The organism is Streptomyces sp. NPDC034111 (genome assembly GCF_055575375.1).
In genome coordinates this window covers 103,798-120,193 of the sequence record NZ_JBVIST010000013.1, presented here as the reverse complement: position 1 = coordinate 120,193, position 16,396 = coordinate 103,798, and the positions used below count along the sequence as shown (strand labels likewise).

Sequence of the window (16,396 nt, the reverse complement as noted above, 5' to 3'; positions counted from 1 at the left end):
TGTCTGAATTTTCACGCATATTTACTTGTTGGGAGGCAGGTGGGCGACGTAGCTTGGGAGTTGACGCAGTCGGAAACGACGCGTCAGCAAGGAAAAACCTTCTATGGAGGCGAGTATGAGCTTCCGAAAAGTCTTCCCCTGTAGGCGTAGGCACGACGACTGGGACCACGACAGGGACCGCAGGCGCCGCCGCCGTAGGCACGGCCGCCGTCGTCGCAACAGGCGCCGTTACTTCGACTACGACTAACCCAAGCTCTGAGCTCGAGACTGGCTCGCGTGCCACGCGAGTCCGTCTCGTGCGTTGGGGGCCAGCGTCACCCAGCCTCGGCACTCCCGAGCAGCCCGATATGGCGTAGCAACCATGCATCTGCGCAGCTCACACCGGAGGCCGGTGGACGATGAAGCGCCGCCGGCAACACCCCAACAAACCAAGGAAGTCCTGCCCGTTGGGCGCGGCCTGTGGGGCCCCATGGCGGACCCCACCATCCGCACCCGACGCGTCGGCTTCAAAGAGTCGGTCCGCCGCTTCTGGCCTCTGACCAAGGGCGACCGACGCTGGATCGTCCTGGTCTGCCTGGCCGCCGTCATGGCCGCGCTGGCAGAGACCGCGGCCATCCTGTTCTTCGCCCAACTCACCGACGAGGCCCTGCAAAAGGGGTCGGTCAGCGCCTTCTGGAAGCCTGCCGGCCTGTGGCTGTCGGTGGCCGTCATCGGCGCGGTGGTGGCCTATCTCGGCAACTCGCTCGCGGCCTGGACCGCCGAGCGCTTCGTGATGCGGCTACGCGCCCGTGTCTTCTCCCACCTCCAGACGCTGCCACCGCACTTCTTCCAGCGCAGCCGCCGCGGTGACCTCGTCGAGCGGCTGACCGGCGATGTGGACGCCATCGAGCAGCTGGTGGTCTCCGGCCTCGTCCAGGCGGCCGCCGCCCTCTTCGGCATCGTCTTCTACGCCGGTGCCGCCCTCTGGCTGCGCTGGGACCTGGCGCTGGCCACGTTCCTCCTGGCACCGCTGTTCTGGACCGCCACCACCCGCTTCACCGGCCGGGTGAAAGAGGTCTCCCGCCGCGAGCGCGCCGCGGACGGCGCCATCACCTCGGTGGTCGAGGAGGGCCTGGTCAACGTTGTGCTGACGCAGGCCTACAACCGGCAGCGCGACGAGGAGGAACGGCTCGACCGCCAGGCGCGCACCTGGTTCCGGGCATCGGTGACCAGCGCCCGCCTCAACGGGCTGTACGACCAGGTCGTCGAGCTGCTGGAGACCCTCTGTGTGCTGGCGATCATCGGCCTCGGGGCATGGGAGATATCCGCGGGACGGATGTCCCTCGGCCAGCTCCTGGCCTTCGCCGCCTTCATCGGCTACCTCTACCCGCCGATCCGCTCCCTGGGCCAGCTCGGCCTCACCGCCACCGAGGCGACCGCCGGGTCCGAGCGCCTGCTGGAAATACTCGACGCCCGCCCCTCGGTCACCGACCCGGCGCCCTCCCTCGTCGCCCCGCCGCGCTTCCGCCGCGCGATCGGCGAGGTCGAGGCCCGCCAGGTCACCTTCCACTACCCGGGCAGCCACGAGGACGTACTGCGCGACTTCTCCTTCACCGCGGTACCCGGCGAACTCCTGGTCATCACCGGCCCCAGCGGCGCCGGCAAGTCCACCCTGGCCGCCCTGCTGTTGCGCTTCTACGACCCCACCTCCGGCAGCATCCGCCTGGACGACATCCCGGTGAACCAGCTCCCGCTCGCCCAGCTCCGCCACAACATCACGCTGCTGCCCCAGGACACCCTGGTGCTGCACGACACCATCCGCGAGAACATCGCCTGCGGACGCCCGCACGCCGAGGCCGCCGAACACGACGTGGTCCGCGCCGCCCGGGCGGCCGACGCCCACGGCTTCATCACCGCCCTCCCCGACGGCTACGACACCGTCATCGCCCCCGGCACCGCCCGCCTCTCCGGCGGCCAGCTCCAGCGCATCGCCATCGCCCGCGCCATGCTCCGCGACGCCCCGGTCCTCATCCTCGACGAGCCCACCACCGGCCTGGACGTCCTGGCCTCCCAGCGCATCATCGCCCCCCTGCGCCGCCTCGCCGAGGGCCGCACCACCCTCGTGATCACCCACGACCTGGACCTCGCCCCGGACGCCGACCGCATCCTCGTCCTCGACCGCGGCCTCCTCGTAGAGTCCGGCACCCACCCCGAACTCCTCGCCCAACACGGCCTCTACGCCACCCTCTTCCACGCCCACCCCCCGGCCCACGCCCACAACGGCACCCCCGCCCGGGAGGCGGACCGCTGGGGGGTGAGGGGCTGACCCCATGCCGGACAAGGCCACTGAGCACATGTCAGACAGGGCCGCAGCCACGGCAGTTGTGATGCACCGCGAGAGCACTCACAGCCGCACGATGAGCAGGGCGATGTCGTCGCGGCCGCCGCCGACGAGACCGAGGTCGGCCAGCAGGGCGTCGGCCAGGCGCTCCGGGCCGAGGGTGCTGTAGCGGCCGAGGGCGGCGGTCAGCAGGGTCAGGCCTTCGTCGATGTCCTCGCCACGGCGTTCGATCAGCCCGTCGGTGTAGAGCACCAGGGTGTCCTCGGGGAGGTACGCCTGGCCGGCCTGGGGGCGGGGGACGTGCTGGGGCCGTGCGCCCAGTGGCGGGTCGGTGGCCTGGTTCAGCAGCTCACAGGTGCCGTCGGGGTGCAACAGGACCGGAGGGGGGTGGCCCGCGTTGCTGTAGATGATCAAACGGCTGCGGGGGTCCACCATCGCCTTGACGACCGTCGTGTTGAGCGCGCCCTCGATCGACCGGGCATACAGGCCCAGCACCTCCAGCGCCTGGGCGGGCCGCTCCAGCGCGCGGATGGTGGCGCTGAGCGCGCTGCGGAGCATCCCCATCACGGCGGCCGCCTCCAGACCATGACCGACGACGTCACCGACCGCCACCGCGAAGCGGCCGTCCGGCAGGTCGACCATGTCGTACCAGTCGCCGCACACGTTCAGTGACCCCGCGGCGGGCAGGTAGCGCACCGCAACGTTCTCGTGCCGGTCCAGGTCCGGTGACTGGAGCATGGCCTCCTGGAGCGTGACGGCCACCTGACGCTCACGCGTATGGGCCCGCCGCAGCTCCTCGTTCAGCCGCTGGAGCTCCCGGGCCCGTGCGTACAGCTCGGCCTCCAGCGCCTCGCGCTCGGTGAGCCGCCTGGGCGGCGGCCGGTCAGCGGAGGCGTGGGCCCGCACGAATGCCGTCACGTCCTCCACCCGGTGGATGATCCACGCCACCCGCCCGTCCGGCCCGAGGATCGGCGTATTGACCGGGGACCACCAGCGTTCCTCGAACGCCCCGGGCCGGCTCACGATGGGGATGTCGTACTTCTGAAGCGCCATCGTGTCGGGCTCCCGCGAGATCAGCACCCGGTGCAGCGAGGCGTTCAGATTCCGCACCCCATCGGCCTCGGGGTCCGCGGGGTTGTCCGGGAACGCATCGAAGATGTGCTGCCCGACCAGGTCGCCCCTGGTCCGCCCGGTCGCATCCAGATACGCCTGATTGACCTCCACGATCACCAGGTCCGGTCCCAGCACCAGGTAGGGACTCGGCGTAGCGGCAAACAGCGCCGAGTAATCCAACCCAGCCATCACCACCGCCTCCCTACTGCCCCCTTCACTGCCTGATCCGTCCCCTGCCCGCCCCGTTCCGCCACCTGCCCCGTCCTCCTCACGCTACGGTCCCCCCAGCCTGCACGCGCGCCACGGCCGCACCCGCCGCCCGGGAGCGTGTCCCACCCGCGCACGACGTGCGGCGTCCACCTGCGGCATATGCGCCTCCGACCAGACCTGCTCCCGACCCGGCAGGAGCCCGGAATTCCCGCACCCATAGGGTGAGCCGGGTGCAGCGTTTCGAGGTGGTGACCGCCGTTGCCGCAGCACCGGACCAGGTGTTCGCGGTGTGTCTGGACGTGGAGGCGCATACCCGCTCGATGGCTGGTTCGGGGGAGCGAGCGGTGGGGGGCAGGACCCGGGGCGAGCTGGTGCTCGGTGACACGGTGACCTTCCGGGCCCGGCATCTCGGGCTGACCTGGCGGCTGACCGCCCGCATCACCTCGTACGACCGGCCCCGGTGCTTCGTGGACGAGCAGGAGTCCGGGCCCTTCAAACGATGGCGTCACGCTCACTACTTCGAGCCGGACGGTGCCGGTGGCACCGTGATGCGGGACGTCATCGAGTTCGCTTCGCCGCTGGGGCCTGTGGGGCGCATCGTCGACCGGCTTCTCCTGAGCCGGTACATGCCCCACCTCATCAGAACGCGCAACGCCTACCTGGCCGGCACGTTCGCCTGAGCGGCCGGGACGGACGCGGCCGCCGTTTCACTCCGTGAGCTCGGCCAGGATCTCCTCCAGCCAGCGCACATGGGTGTCCAGGGCGCGGCCCTTGTAGTCGTGGACGTGGTCGAGGATCCGTGCCATCCGCGCGCGGTCCACCTCCGGCAGCCACGGCTCCTCGCGGATCTCCCGGGCGCGGAACCGCTCCGCCTGGGCGCGCCGGGCCGCCAGTTCGGTGCGGACGAGTTGTACCTGCTCCTCCTCGCTCAGAAAGATCGCGAAGGTGTAGCGGATCACGAACTCGGGGTCGCCGAAGTCGGGCGCGGGCGTGTACGGCTCGGCCAGGCGTTCCCGCAGTACCCGCTCGCCGGCGTCCGTGGCGCGGTACACCTTCGAGTCCGGGCGGCCTTCGTTGCGCTCCACCGTGTAGTCGATCCAGCCGTCGGCGCACATGCGGCCCAGCGTCCGGTAGATCTGGCTCTGCTGGGTGCGCAGCCGGATCATCCGGCCCATCTCACTGTCCAGCCAGCGCTTCAGGTCGTAGCCCGTACAGGGACGCATCGCCACGAATCCGAGCAGCACATGCTCGATCTTCATCTCCGACTCGTAACCCCTTACCTATGGCACTAGTCACCTATGACACTCGGCATCTATGCTCGCGGCGCCCGGAGCCGTATCCGGGCATGTCCCTGCCGTCAGGAGACCCTATGCCCCCGCACGCGAGACTCCTGCGCCGAGCGCGCCGGATCATGCTGTCCCTCGCCGTCGCCACCGCGGCCCTCACTCCGTTGTCCGCCCAGGCCGATCAGCCCGGCCGGCCCTCCGGCGGGCCCGTCCTCGTCCGCACCGAGAACGGCTGGGTGCGCGGCGAGGCCACCGCCGAGGGGCGCCGGTTCCTCGGCATCCCCTACGCCCAGGCGCCCGTCAGCGACCTGCGCTGGCGGGCGCCGCGGCCCGCCGCGCGGTGGAAGGGGACGAAGGACGCCACTCGGTACGGCAACTACTGTGCGCAGAACACCTTTTGGGCGCCGGGCTACGGGAAGCAGCACGCCACCGAGGACTGTCTCGATGTCAACGTCTACGCCCCGCCGGCAGGGTCCGCCGGCCGCGACCGCGGCAAGCTCCCCGTCATGGTGTGGATCCACGGCGGCGGCAACATAGGAGGCGCGGGCCGCGACATCGTCCCCGACGCCTTCGCCCGCCGCACCCACTCCGTCGTCGTCACCCTCAACTACCGCCTCGGCGCCCAGGGCTTCCTCACCCTCCCCGGCACCACCGGCAACTTCGCCCTGCTCGACCAGCAGCAGGCACTGCGCTGGGTGCGGGCCAACATCGGCCACTTCGGCGGCGACCGCACCCGGGTCACGCTCGCCGGCGAGTCGGCGGGCGGCAGCGCGGTCTGCGCCCAGCTCGCCTCCCCGGGCAGCCGCGGCCTGTACCGGGCGGCGATCATCCAAAGCGGTGCCTTCGGGGACTGCGCGGGCGCCACCCGTAAGAAGGCCGTCGCCGACGGGCTCGCCTTCGCCGCCAAGCTGGGCTGCACCGAGCCCGCCCGCGCGGCCGACTGCCTGCGCGCCAAGCCCGTACGGGAGATCCTCGACGCCCAGCGCGGCACCGGCCCCGACCTCTGGCGCAGCACCGTCGGCGGCCGCGAGCTACCGCTCCAGCCGGCCGACGCCTTCGCCTCCGGCCACGCCGCCCGCGTCCCCGTCATGAACGGTGCCAACAGCAAGGAGGGCCTGGTCTTCGCCTACGACAGCTTCGACCGCTGGGGCACGCCACTGTCCGCAGACGCCTATCCCAAGGCGCTCACCTCCACCTTCGGCGAGGAAACCGGCACCCGGGCGCTGGACCGCTACCCACTCAGCGCCTACGACCGGCCCGGCTACGCCTACGCCGCCGCTTTCGGCGACCACCTCTTCGCCTGCCCGGCCCTGCGGATCAACCCACGCCTCGCCGCACGCGGCCGGGTCTACACGTACGAGTTCGCCGACCGCACCTCCCCGTGGTTCGCCTCCCTCCCCCAGCACGCCGACTTCGACTTCGGCGCCACCCACGCGGCCGAGCTGAACTACCTGTTCAAGCCGTACGGCCGCAGCGCGCGCCTCAACGCCGAGCAGCGCGCCCTGTCCACGCAGATGACCGCGTACTGGGGCTCCTTCCTCCACGGCTCACCGCCGCACGCCAAGGGGCAGGAAGCCATGCCGGAGCAGGGCGCCCGACCGGGCCGGGTGCTTCAGCTGCGCACCGCCTCCGCGGGCGGCAACGCGACCACGACGACACTGCGGGCCGAGCATCGCTGCGCTCTGTGGGACGCGGCGGCAGGTTCCTGACGGCGCATGGTGCATGGCGGGCGGCGGGCGGCGGGCGGCGGGCGGGCAGCGGATGGCGAACGGCGGACGACGAACGGCGGTCGACGAACCGCGAGCTGCTGCCTACCTGCCCGCCGGCTACCGCCTGCCGCCCGGCCGTGCTGACCGGAATCCGCTCTTGCCCGGGCCGTTACGGGTTCGTGAGTCGCCTTCCGCAGACTGGCGCCATGTACTGCCGCCCCCGCCGCCTTGTCGCCGCTCTGCTCTGCCTCTGCGTGACCACCCCGCTGTTCACGGCCTGCTCGGGCGACGGCGGGAAGGCGGCGCCGTCGTCCCCTCCCGCCTCGAAGCGGAGCAAGGGCGCGGTCAACCGGGACGATGTCAATGGTGACGGGCACGCCGACGTGGTCGTCAACGGCTGGTACAGGGCGCGGAAGACCGGGTTCGGAGGGTGGGACCGTAACTGTGTCGTCGCGCTCGCCGCGCCCGGTGGCCCGGAACCCGGCGCGGCGTTCCGCGTCGCGGGGCACCTGCCCGACCTCGACCCCAGAAGCACCAAGGGGCCCATCGGGTGGGACAGTTCGACCCAGTTCACCGGAGACCTGGATGACGACGGCTACGCCGACGTCGTGGCAAGCGACATGGTGCCCGACCCCAGCGGAGACGAGTACGCGCACGAGCAGCGCCTCGTCCGGGGCGGCCCCGACGGCCCCAGGGGCACCGTCAAGCTGCCCGCCGGCCTCGACCGGGCCGTCGCCGCCGGGGACTTCGACGGCGACGGTGCCCTCGACCTGCTGACCCTCGCGGAGCCCAACAACAGCGAGTCCGCCCCCACCAAGCCGCAGCCCGCCACCGTCCGGTACGGCCCGCTCGGCCGCGACGGCGCGCCCCGCAGCACCTCGGCCACCGACGTGGGCCACGAGGGCTGGGTGCCGGTGGCCCACACGGTCGTCGGCGATTTCGACGGCGACGGCCGGGACGACCTGGTGACGAAGGCCGAGTACGACGAGGAGGACGCGCGCTTTGAGGACGGCCTGCCGAAAGACGCCGTCGACGCCACGTTCTACCGGGGAACGGCCCGCGGGCTGCGGCCTTCCGGGTCCGTACCCGGCATCACGAACGGCGCCGTCCCCGTCGCCACCGGCGACTTCGACGGAGACGGCAAGCAGGACATCCTCGCCAGAGGCAGGGACGACGACCGGGCCGTTGCTGTCTACGGCAGCGACAAGGGCCCTGGCCGGGGCAAGGTCCGCGCCGGCGGGCTCGGGAAGCTGAAGGTGGGCTACGATCTCGCGGCCGGCGACGTCAACGGCGACGGCCACGACGACATCGCCACCCAATCTCACGGCGACGACGACCGCATCGGCCAGGTGACGGTGGTTCTCGGCGGCAAGGACGGGCTCAGCGCGGCCCGTACCGTCACGATCGACCGTTACGCGATCGGCCTCGGCGGCTCCCCGCAGAGCCCCGGCGACCGCGATGACTTCGGCTGGGACCTGTACCTCGCCGACCTCGACACCGATGGCCGTGACGAGCTGCTCATCGGCACATTCGGCTTCAACAAGCCCCGCAAGGACGCCGGTTACTGGATCCTGCGTGGAACCGAGGACGGCCCGTCGAAGACGGACCGCCGCTTCGTCAAGACCAAGGACTTCGGCAGGGGCTGACCGCTCAGGGGGTGTAGAGAGACTGCACCCTGACCACGTCGCCGTCGCCGTCGAAGGTCAGGTCGAAGCCGACGAGGATCTTCTCCTTGTCCAACTTGTTCACCTGCTTGGCGAATTCGGCCTGGCTGATCTCCTTCGGGGCGGGCTCGTCGGTCAGCGGCGCCGACGCCAGCACCCGCGCATTCTTCGCCAGGGACACCCCGTTGAACGCGCCCTTCGTCGGCACGACCTCCCACCGCTCGGTCGGCTGCGTGACGGCCTTCTTCCGGGCGGGGCGAACCATCAGGTACGTCTGACCGCCGATGACCTCGGCGCTCTGGATCTGCACGAACTTCTTGGAGTTCGCCCAGTCGAGCTTGTTGACCTGTCCCGGCGCGCGCCGCTGCCCATCGGACTGCGACGCGCCGGCCGCACCGCTCGACTCGCTGGTGTCGGACGCACTCGCCGGCTTGCCGTTGTCGTTCGCATGGGCAGTGGCAGCAGCCCCGGCCGGCTTTACGGCGGCGTCCTTACTGCCGCAAGCGGTCAGGGCAAGGGCGGCGACGGCCATCGCGGCGGCGCTCGCGGCGATACGGCGGCGTGAGTGGAACATGGTGGTACCCCATCGGTTCGGGTGTGGTCGGTGTACATGGGCTTTACGCGTGCGGTCGTCCCGTGGGTTACAGAGGGATTGTCATGAACGCGTAACAGCCCGATCCGGCCGTTGCCCGGCCTCCCGCAGCGAGGCCACCTGGCGCCTGGTGTCGTAGTCGATCCAGAACGTCCACTTCGGCCGTGAGCCAAGCTCCCCGACCAACTGCCCCAGCCGCATATCGGTGGCGCGATTCCCGGACAGCTCACGCGCCTCGACCGGCGTCCACTCCGGCAGGGTCAGCACATGCACCGTGCCGGTGTCCACCACCAAGGCATCGCCGTAACGGGGTGCCGTGAGCCCATGGGCCCGTGCGTACGCCGACGCGGCGTCCCCGCGGAGTTCACGCAGCTGCTTGACCGTGACCCGCACCTTGCCCCCCTCGGCCACGGCCCCGTACACATAGCCGAGTTCGCTCGCATACTCCTCGCCGGGCGCCGGCGACGGCGTGGTGAAGGCGGACACCCTCGGCGCGGGCGTGACCGCCGCGGGGTCCGGTACCGAGGAGGACCGCATCGACCACAGCCCCGCACCGCCCACAACGAGCGCAACCGACAGGAACGCCCCGCCCGCAGCCGCGGCGGCACGCTTACGGCGACGACGCCGGTCACCTCGGGCCCGCACCCGCTCCGCAGGCACTGCCACGACGTGCTGCCGGCCCGACGCGGCGAGCTCCTCGAGCCGTCGGCCCAATTCAGTCCGGTCAGCCACGCTTCACCTCCGATAGCTCGCCCGAGCGGGGATCCAGCTCCGAGTCGGAGAGAAGCCGGGCCAGGGCCGCGCGTCCGCGACTGAGATGCACCTTGACCGTCCCGACCGGACACCCGGTCTCGGCGGCCACCTCACGTAGGGGGAGGTCGCACAGATGGTGCAGGACGATCGCCCGCCGCTGCGCCTCGGGGATACCGCGCAACGCCTCCACCAGCAGCACATGATTCGGGTCGGGCGGGGGCACATCGGCGGGTGGACCCTGCCGGCGCACCAACGACAACGCGGCACGCACCCGCCGCCACCGGCTCACCGCCAACCGCCAGGCCACCGTGCGCACCCAGGCCTCGGGGGCGCCGCCGGCATCGAGTTCGGTCCGCCGTTCCCAGGCCCGGACGAACGCCTCCTGCACCACGTCCTGGGACTCGGCGAGGTCGCCGGTCATCGCGTACAACTGGCCGGTAAGCCGGCCGACGCTTCCGCTGTAGAACGCATCGAACTCCCGCTCATTCATGTCGCGCCCCGGCGGTTCCACTCGGCCAACGGCACGGGGTCCCCGCCCCTGAACCCGGATGGGGGCACCTCGCTTCCGCCCGCCCCGGGCACGCCACGGGCAGACACACTGCTACTGGGGGCCATCCCGCTCCACTTGGTACTCCTGCTGCGGCCGACGTACACGGGTGCTTACGCACCCGCTCGCCCTCTGGTTACACGCGCACGATCACAAGCCCGTAACAGCCGGATCAGGACGCCGCACCTGGCGACGGGCGCTGCCGCCCAGACCCGCCCTGAGGTCTGGGCCCAGGGGGCTTCCCGGCCAGGCCGGCGGCAGTCAGGGGGTCGGGATGCCGGCCGGGCGGGCGGGGCGGCCGAAGCGGGCCGGGACGCCGGGCGAGTACAGGACGCTCACCGGCTCCCCCATGGGCGTCGGGAAGCCTGCCGCCGCCACCAGATCCTCCTCGCACTCGACCAGGCCGGCCCGGTGCAGGGGCCAGCGCGGGTGGGCGTTGGGCAGGTACATCGGCCGGCCGAAGAAGGCGCTGTGCATTCCCCAGCGTGCGGTCAGAAAGTGCTCCAACTCGGTGGGTTCCTCGATCCGTTCGCCCACCCGCACGGTGATACGGGAGCGGGCGCCGCGGGGGCCGGGCCAGCGCCGGGAGCTCGTGTAGGTGACGGTGTCGCCGTCGGTGCGGATGGCCATGCGGGACCACAGATAGGGCATCCGGAAGCCGAGCCGCGCCACGGCCACCGGCACCAGGCGGGAGGCGTCGAGTGAGCGGAAGACCACACCACGCCGCCCCTGCGCGTCCACCGAGTAGAGGCGCACATTGGTCTCGGGGAACGTCCCCAGATAAGGGACGCCCGGGAGCCGGAACCAGCCGACACGGTGCATCCGGAACGCGACCAGACCGACGTAGGTGACACCGTCCAAAGAGTCGGGGACCGTCCCGGACGGCAGCAGGCCGGCCACGTCGGCGGGGTCCGCGGCCCAGTGCAGAAAGGCGAGGTCGAGCCAGGACTGGGTGAGCAGCGGGCGCGCTATCGGACCCGGCGGGTCAGCCGTTATGGGGTCCAGGGGCACGGGGATCCGTGGCAGAGGCGTCGGCGGCATCGCGTCAGTATCACAGCAGCACCGGCAGCACCGGAGGCCTGGGACCGAACGACGAGGGCCCCGACCAAGATCTGGTCGGGGCCCTCGTTTGCCCTGACGGGCGGTGCGGAGGATACGAGATTCGAACTCGTGAGGGGTTGCCCCCAACACGCTTTCCAAGCGTGCGCCCTAGGCCACTAGGCGAATCCTCCGCCGCAAACAATACAAGACGTTGGGGAGTGCTCGCGAACATGATCCGGGGGAGGGGGTGGGAGGGGGTCCGGAGCGGGGGTGGAGGTGGGGGTCGGGTTCGATTGTTGGGTGGGGGATCCGCTAGTGTGGAGCGCAGCCCCTCACGTGGCGCTATCTGACTGAACTCCCCCAGGGCCGGAAGGCAGCAAGGGTAGGTCGGCTCTGGCGGGTGCGTGGGGGGCGCTTGTGTTTGCGAAGGGGGCCTCCCCTGCGCATGGGGCCTTCCCTGCTCGTGAGGAGCCGAGAGTTTGGGGAAGGGCCGGTTGTCAGTGCGGCCCGATATCGTCGTAAGCGTGTCGTCCCTTGCGCTGTACCGCCGATACCGACCCGAGACCTTCGCCGAGGTCATCGGGCAAGAGCACGTGACCGATCCGCTCCAGCAGGCGTTGCGGAACAACCGGGTCAACCACGCCTATCTGTTCAGTGGGCCGCGTGGCTGCGGCAAGACGACCAGCGCGCGGATCCTTGCGCGGTGTTTGAACTGTGAGGAAGGTCCCACTCCCACGCCCTGCGGGACGTGCCAGTCGTGTGTGGACCTGGCCAGGAACGGGCGCGGCTCGATCGATGTGATCGAGATCGACGCGGCGTCGCACGGTGGTGTGGACGACGCCCGTGAGCTGCGGGAGAAGGCGTTCTTCGGGCCCGCCAGCAGCAGGTACAAGATCTACATCATCGACGAGGCGCACATGGTGACCTCGGCGGGCTTCAATGCGCTTCTGAAGGTGGTGGAGGAGCCGCCGGAGCATTTGAAGTTCATCTTTGCGACGACCGAGCCCGAGAAGGTCATCGGCACGATCCGGTCGCGGACGCATCACTATCCGTTCCGGCTGGTGCCGCCGGGCACCCTGCGGGAGTACCTCGCCGAGGTGTGCGGGCGGGAGGACATCCCGGTCGAGGACGGGGTGCTGCCGCTGGTCGTACGGGCCGGTGCCGGCTCCGTGCGGGACTCGATGTCGGTGATGGACCAGCTGCTGGCCGGAGCCGGTGCCGACGGTGTGACGTATGCCATGGCGACGGCCCTGCTGGGCTACACCGACGGGTCGCTGCTGGACTCCGTGGTCGAGGCGTTCGCCTCGGGGGACGGGGCGGCGGCCTTCGAGGTGGTGGACCGGGTCATCGAGGGCGGTAACGATCCGCGGCGGTTCGTCGCCGATCTGCTGGAGCGGCTGCGGGATCTGGTGATCCTGGCGGCGGTGCCGGACGCGGGGGAGAAGGGGCTGATCGATGCCCCCGCGGATGTGGTGGAGCGGATGTCGGCACAGGCGTCGGTGTTCGGGGCGGCGGAGCTGAGCCGGGCCGCTGACCTGGTCAATACGGGCCTGACGGAGATGCGGGGGGCGACCTCGCCGCGGCTCCAGCTGGAGCTGATCTGTGCCCGGGTGCTGCTGCCCGCGGCGTACGACGACGAGCGGTCGGTGCAGGCACGGCTGGACCGTCTGGAGCGCGGTGCGGGTGCGGCGCTGCTCGGCGGGGCGAGCGGAGCGAGTGGGGTGGGCCCGGCAGGTGCTGGGCCCGGCGATCTTGGGGTTGGTCCGGCTCCGGTGGTTTCGGGTGGCGGGGGGCCGGCGGCCGGGTACGTACCGGGGCCGGAGGCGCATCCGCCGATGCCGGCCGCGGGCCCGTCCGGACCGGCGGCTGCGCGTGCCGCGGTACGGGGGGCGGGGGCGCCGTCCGCGCCCGCTCCGGGAGCTGCGGCCCCGACCCCGGCGGCCCCGGCGGCTCCGGCCGCTCCGGCACCGGCGGCTCCGGCGGAGGGCGCTGGAGGGCCGCACGGCGGTGCCCCGGGCGGTGGCCAGGGTGCCGGTCATGACGGTGCGCCCGCGCGGCCCGGGGCGTGGCCCGGCGGTACCGGCCGGGGAGCCGGCGGCGGTGCCGCCACGGGCAACGGCGGGGCCGGAGGCGGCGGTGCGGCGCGGCAGCCGGGCGGGTGGCCGACGGCCGCGGCGCCCGGGCAGGGCGGCCCCGCGGCGGGCGGCCCTGGCGGCGCGGCGCCCGTACAGCAGCAGGCGGCGGCCGCCGGCCCGACGGGGGCCGGCCAGGCGGCCGGTGCGCCCGCGCCCGTGGCGCAGTCGCCGCAGGGCGGGGCGGCCCCGGGGGCGGCGCAGGGTGCCGCCCAGGTGCGGCAGATGTGGCCGGACATCCTGGAAGCGGTCAAGGACCGCCGGCGCTTCACCTGGATCCTGCTGAGCCAGAACGCCCAGGTCTCCGGCTTCGACGGCACGACGCTACAGATCGGCTTCCCCAATGCCGGGGCCCGCGACAGCTTCGCCAACGGCGGGAGCGAGGACGTCCTCAAGGACGTGCTTGCCGAGCGGTTCCAGGTGCAGTGGCGGGTCGAGGCGATCGTCGACCCGTCGGGCGGCGCCAGCCCGCCGGCCGGCGGCGCCCCCCGTAGCGGCGGTGGCGGAGGCGGCGGTGGCTTCGGCGGCCCGCCCGCCGCGCCGCAGCAGTCCGCCCCACAGCAGTCCGCGCCGCAGGCCCCGCCCCAGCAGGGTGGCCCGGCGGCGGCCCCGTCGTCCGGCGGGCAGTACGGGCAGAGCGGCGGCGCAGCAGGTGGCAGCCAGGGCGCGCGGATGGCGCGGGAGGCCGTCGGACCGTCGGCCTCCGCCGGCGGTGGGCAGGCGGCTGCCGCGCCGGAGCCCTCGTACACCCCGCCCGAGCCGCCGCCCATGTCGATCGAGTACGACATGCCGGCCGAGGACGACCCCGATCTCGTCGACTCCGCGCTGAGCGGCCATGACCTGATCGTCCGCGAGCTGGGCGCGACGGTCCTGGAAGAGTTCAACAATGAGTGAGCTCAAGGATGAGGGACCTGAAGAATGAGCGAACTCGAGAATGGATGGGCTCGAGAGTGAGTGAGCGGGTGAGCTCCCACCGCATGTGAAGGGCAGGCGCGGGCGAGCGGAGAAGCTCACATGAGCGGGCGGGGGTGGGCGGCCGGGCCGGAGGGGGCAGCGTGCCCGTCAGGGGGCGCATACGGGGCGTGCCGGGTGGTTCGGGGCGGGCCGGCGGGGGCCTCCAGCGTCCGCATCCGGCGTACACCCGTGCTCCTCCTTACGGCGTAGGGCGCGGGGCCGTTGAAACACGTAGGCTCGGGCTACCGCACCAATCGTTGTCGTATGGCAGGAGTCACGTCGTGATCCCCGGTGGTCAGCCCAATATGCAGCAGCTGCTCCAGCAGGCCCAGAAGATGCAGCAGGACCTTGCGGCCGCCCAGCAGGAGCTGGCGGAGACGCCCGTGGAGGGCTCCGCGGGCGGCGGTCTGGTCAAGGCGACGGTGACCGGCTCCGGTGAGCTCACGGGTCTGGTCATCGACCCCAAGGCGGTGGATGCCGATTCCGCCGAGGAGACGGCGGAGACGCTCGCCGATCTCGTGCTGGCGGCGGTCCGGGATGCCAACGCCAGTGCCCAGCAGCTCCAGCAGCAGAAGCTCGGTCCGCTCGCCCAGGGACTGGGCGGTGGCGGAATCCCCGGTCTCCCTTTCTGAGGAGTAGCCAACTAGCGTACGCAGCACGGCAGAAGAGAGAGAAGACGTTCCGTGTATGAAGGCGTGGTCCAGGACCTGATCGACGAGTTGGGCAGGCTGCCCGGCGTCGGTCCCAAGAGCGCGCAGCGGATCGCCTTCCACATTCTTCAGGCCGAGCCGACCGATGTCCGCCGGCTCGCGAATGCGCTGATGGAGGTCAAGGCGAAGGTCCGGTTCTGCAGCGTCTGCGGCAATGTGGCGCAGGAGGAGCAGTGCCGGGTCTGTCTGGACCCGCGGCGTGATCCGGCGGTCATCTGTGTCGTGGAGGAGCCCAAGGACGTCGTGGCCATCGAGCGGACCCGCGAGTTCCGCGGCCGCTACCACGTCCTCGGTGGGGCGATCAGCCCGATCGAGGGCGTCGGCCCCGACGATCTGCGGATACGGGAACTGCTGGCCAGGCTCGCGGACGGCACGGTCACCGAGCTGATTCTGGCCACGGACCCGAATCTCGAGGGCGAGGCCACGGCCACGTACCTGGCCCGCATGATCAAACCCATGGGCCTGAGAGTGACACGACTGGCGAGCGGACTGCCGGTCGGAGGCGATCTGGAGTACGCGGACGAGGTCACGCTCGGGCGGGCCTTCGAAGGGAGGAGACTTCTCGATGTCTGATGCCACGCTGCACAACGCGACACAGGACCCGGACGATTTCGCCGTTTCGATCTCCGACTCGATCGAGAGCTTCATCGTCGCCGTCACGGAGGTCGCCAAGGGCGACGAGCCGGACAGCGCGGTGCCCTTCCTGCTGCTGGAGGTCTCCCAGCTGCTGCTCACCGGCGGCCGCCTGGGCGCCCACGAGGACATCGTTCCCGATGAGCGCTATGAGCCGGACACCGGTCCGGAGCCGGACGTCGACGAGCTGCGTGAGCGCTTCGCCACCCTGCTCGACCCGGTGGATGTGTACTCCGAGGTTTTCGACCCTTACGTCCCGCGCAGCGAGCCGGTCGCCTCCCGGATCTCCGACGATCTGGCTGACATCATCACCGACCTGCGGCACGGCCTGGCGCACTACCGCGAGGGCCGGGTCAGCGAGGCCCTGTGGTGGTGGCAGTTCTCCTACCTCTCCAACTGGGGCCCGACCGCCTCGGCCGCGCTGCGGGCGTTGCAGTCGCTGGTCGCCCACGTACGCCTCGACCAGCCGCTGGTGGAGCTGGACGGCCTGGACACCGACAGCGGCGTCGACGGCGACGAGGAACGGCTCGCCGAAGAGGCCGGGAAGGTCATGGCGGCGGAGATCGCCGGGCCGCTGGGGCTGCGGGGGACCTGAGCCGGGGCGGGCCGCCCGGGGTGCCCCGGGCCTGTGACCTGGGTTACGTTTCCGTGTGTACGGGCGCAGAGCGGGCATGTGCTTCGCCGAGCGGGCGCGACGGTGCGCCGGCGCGGATCCGTCGAAGCGGGACGTGA

14 protein-coding genes, 1 tRNA gene and 1 other RNA gene are annotated in these 16,396 nt (G+C 71.5%); 9 read left to right on the top strand and 7 right to left on the bottom strand.

Translation table 11 applies throughout. The annotated features are described in order from the left end of the window. Positions 1–469 precede the first annotated feature (469 nt). Positions 470–2,305 (top strand): ABC transporter ATP-binding protein, encoded by a 1,836-nt coding sequence (locus ACZ55A_RS25730; RefSeq protein WP_468844429.1) that lies wholly within the window; start codon positions 470–472, stop codon positions 2,303–2,305. A 78-nt stretch (positions 2,306–2,383) separates the two neighbouring features. Here ACZ55A_RS25730 and ACZ55A_RS25725 read toward each other — a convergent pair whose 3' ends face one another. Then, positions 2,384–3,622, bottom strand: a complete 1,239-nt coding sequence (locus ACZ55A_RS25725; protein ID WP_468844426.1) for a PP2C family protein-serine/threonine phosphatase — start codon at positions 3,620–3,622, stop codon at positions 2,384–2,386. Between the two features lie 251 nt (positions 3,623–3,873). Here ACZ55A_RS25725 and ACZ55A_RS25720 point away from each other — a divergent pair, with 251 nt between their 5' ends. Beyond that, positions 3,874–4,323, top strand: a complete 450-nt coding sequence (locus ACZ55A_RS25720) for an SRPBCC family protein (RefSeq protein WP_468844424.1) — start codon at positions 3,874–3,876, stop codon at positions 4,321–4,323. Between the two features lie 27 nt (positions 4,324–4,350). Here ACZ55A_RS25720 and ACZ55A_RS25715 read toward each other — a convergent pair whose 3' ends face one another. Further along, positions 4,351–4,902, bottom strand: a complete 552-nt coding sequence (locus ACZ55A_RS25715) for a PadR family transcriptional regulator (RefSeq protein ID WP_468844421.1) — start codon at positions 4,900–4,902, stop codon at positions 4,351–4,353. 110 nt (positions 4,903–5,012) lie between these two features. On the opposite strand from ACZ55A_RS25715, the gene ACZ55A_RS25710 reads away from it, so the two are divergent. Together ACZ55A_RS25710 and ACZ55A_RS25705 are read left to right on the top strand one after the other, a co-directional pair. After that, positions 5,013–6,638 carry a carboxylesterase/lipase family protein gene (locus ACZ55A_RS25710; RefSeq protein ID WP_468844418.1) on the top strand — a complete coding sequence of 542 codons (1,626 nt, stop codon included), beginning with the start codon at positions 5,013–5,015 and terminating at the stop codon, positions 6,636–6,638. Between the two features lie 206 nt (positions 6,639–6,844). Further along, complete coding sequence (locus ACZ55A_RS25705) at positions 6,845–8,284, top strand: FG-GAP repeat domain-containing protein (protein ID WP_468844416.1); 1,440 nt, start codon at positions 6,845–6,847, stop codon at positions 8,282–8,284. Between the two features lie 4 nt (positions 8,285–8,288). Here the strand turns inward: ACZ55A_RS25705 and ACZ55A_RS25700 are convergent, their stop codons facing one another. The 5 genes from ACZ55A_RS25700 to ACZ55A_RS25680 all read right to left on the bottom strand — a co-directional run bounded on the left by ACZ55A_RS25700 (position 8,289) and on the right by ACZ55A_RS25680 (position 11,426). Beyond that, positions 8,289–8,876: a hypothetical protein gene (locus tag ACZ55A_RS25700; RefSeq protein WP_468844413.1), complete on the bottom strand. Its 588-nt coding sequence runs from the start codon at positions 8,874–8,876 to the stop codon at positions 8,289–8,291. A gap of 81 nt (positions 8,877–8,957) precedes the next feature. Beyond that, entirely contained in the window at positions 8,958–9,626 is a 669-nt protein-coding gene (locus ACZ55A_RS25695) for a hypothetical protein (protein WP_468844411.1), read from the bottom strand. After that, on the bottom strand, positions 9,619–10,137 hold the full coding sequence (locus tag ACZ55A_RS25690; RefSeq protein WP_468844408.1) for a SigE family RNA polymerase sigma factor: 519 nt from the start codon (positions 10,135–10,137) through the stop codon (positions 9,619–9,621). Before ACZ55A_RS25690 ends, ACZ55A_RS25695 begins: the two co-directional genes overlap by 8 nt. Before the next feature lie 318 nt (positions 10,138–10,455). After that, positions 10,456–11,235 (bottom strand): YqjF family protein, encoded by a 780-nt coding sequence (locus ACZ55A_RS25685; RefSeq protein WP_468844405.1) that lies wholly within the window; start codon positions 11,233–11,235, stop codon positions 10,456–10,458. A 106-nt stretch (positions 11,236–11,341) separates the two neighbouring features. Continuing rightward, positions 11,342–11,426, bottom strand: a tRNA-Ser gene (locus ACZ55A_RS25680). Positions 11,427–11,558: 132 nt separating this feature from the next. Between ACZ55A_RS25680 and ffs the strand changes: the two genes are divergently transcribed. From ffs to ACZ55A_RS25655, 5 genes are all read left to right on the top strand, one after another. After that, positions 11,559–11,657, top strand: an RNA gene (gene ffs, locus ACZ55A_RS25675) — signal recognition particle sRNA small type. Positions 11,658–11,759: 102 nt separating this feature from the next. Next, complete coding sequence (locus tag ACZ55A_RS25670) at positions 11,760–14,261, top strand: DNA polymerase III subunit gamma and tau (RefSeq protein ID WP_468844402.1); 2,502 nt, start codon at positions 11,760–11,762, stop codon at positions 14,259–14,261. 341 nt (positions 14,262–14,602) lie between these two features. After that, positions 14,603–14,953, top strand: a complete 351-nt coding sequence (locus ACZ55A_RS25665) for a YbaB/EbfC family nucleoid-associated protein (protein ID WP_468844399.1) — start codon at positions 14,603–14,605, stop codon at positions 14,951–14,953. 51 nt (positions 14,954–15,004) lie between these two features. Continuing rightward, on the top strand, positions 15,005–15,604 hold the full coding sequence (gene recR, locus ACZ55A_RS25660) for a recombination mediator RecR (protein WP_006604196.1): 600 nt from the start codon (positions 15,005–15,007) through the stop codon (positions 15,602–15,604). Beyond that, on the top strand, positions 15,597–16,259 hold the full coding sequence (locus tag ACZ55A_RS25655; RefSeq protein WP_468844397.1) for a DUF5063 domain-containing protein: 663 nt from the start codon (positions 15,597–15,599) through the stop codon (positions 16,257–16,259). Before recR ends, ACZ55A_RS25655 begins: the two co-directional genes overlap by 8 nt. The last annotated feature ends 137 nt before the right edge of the window (positions 16,260–16,396 follow it).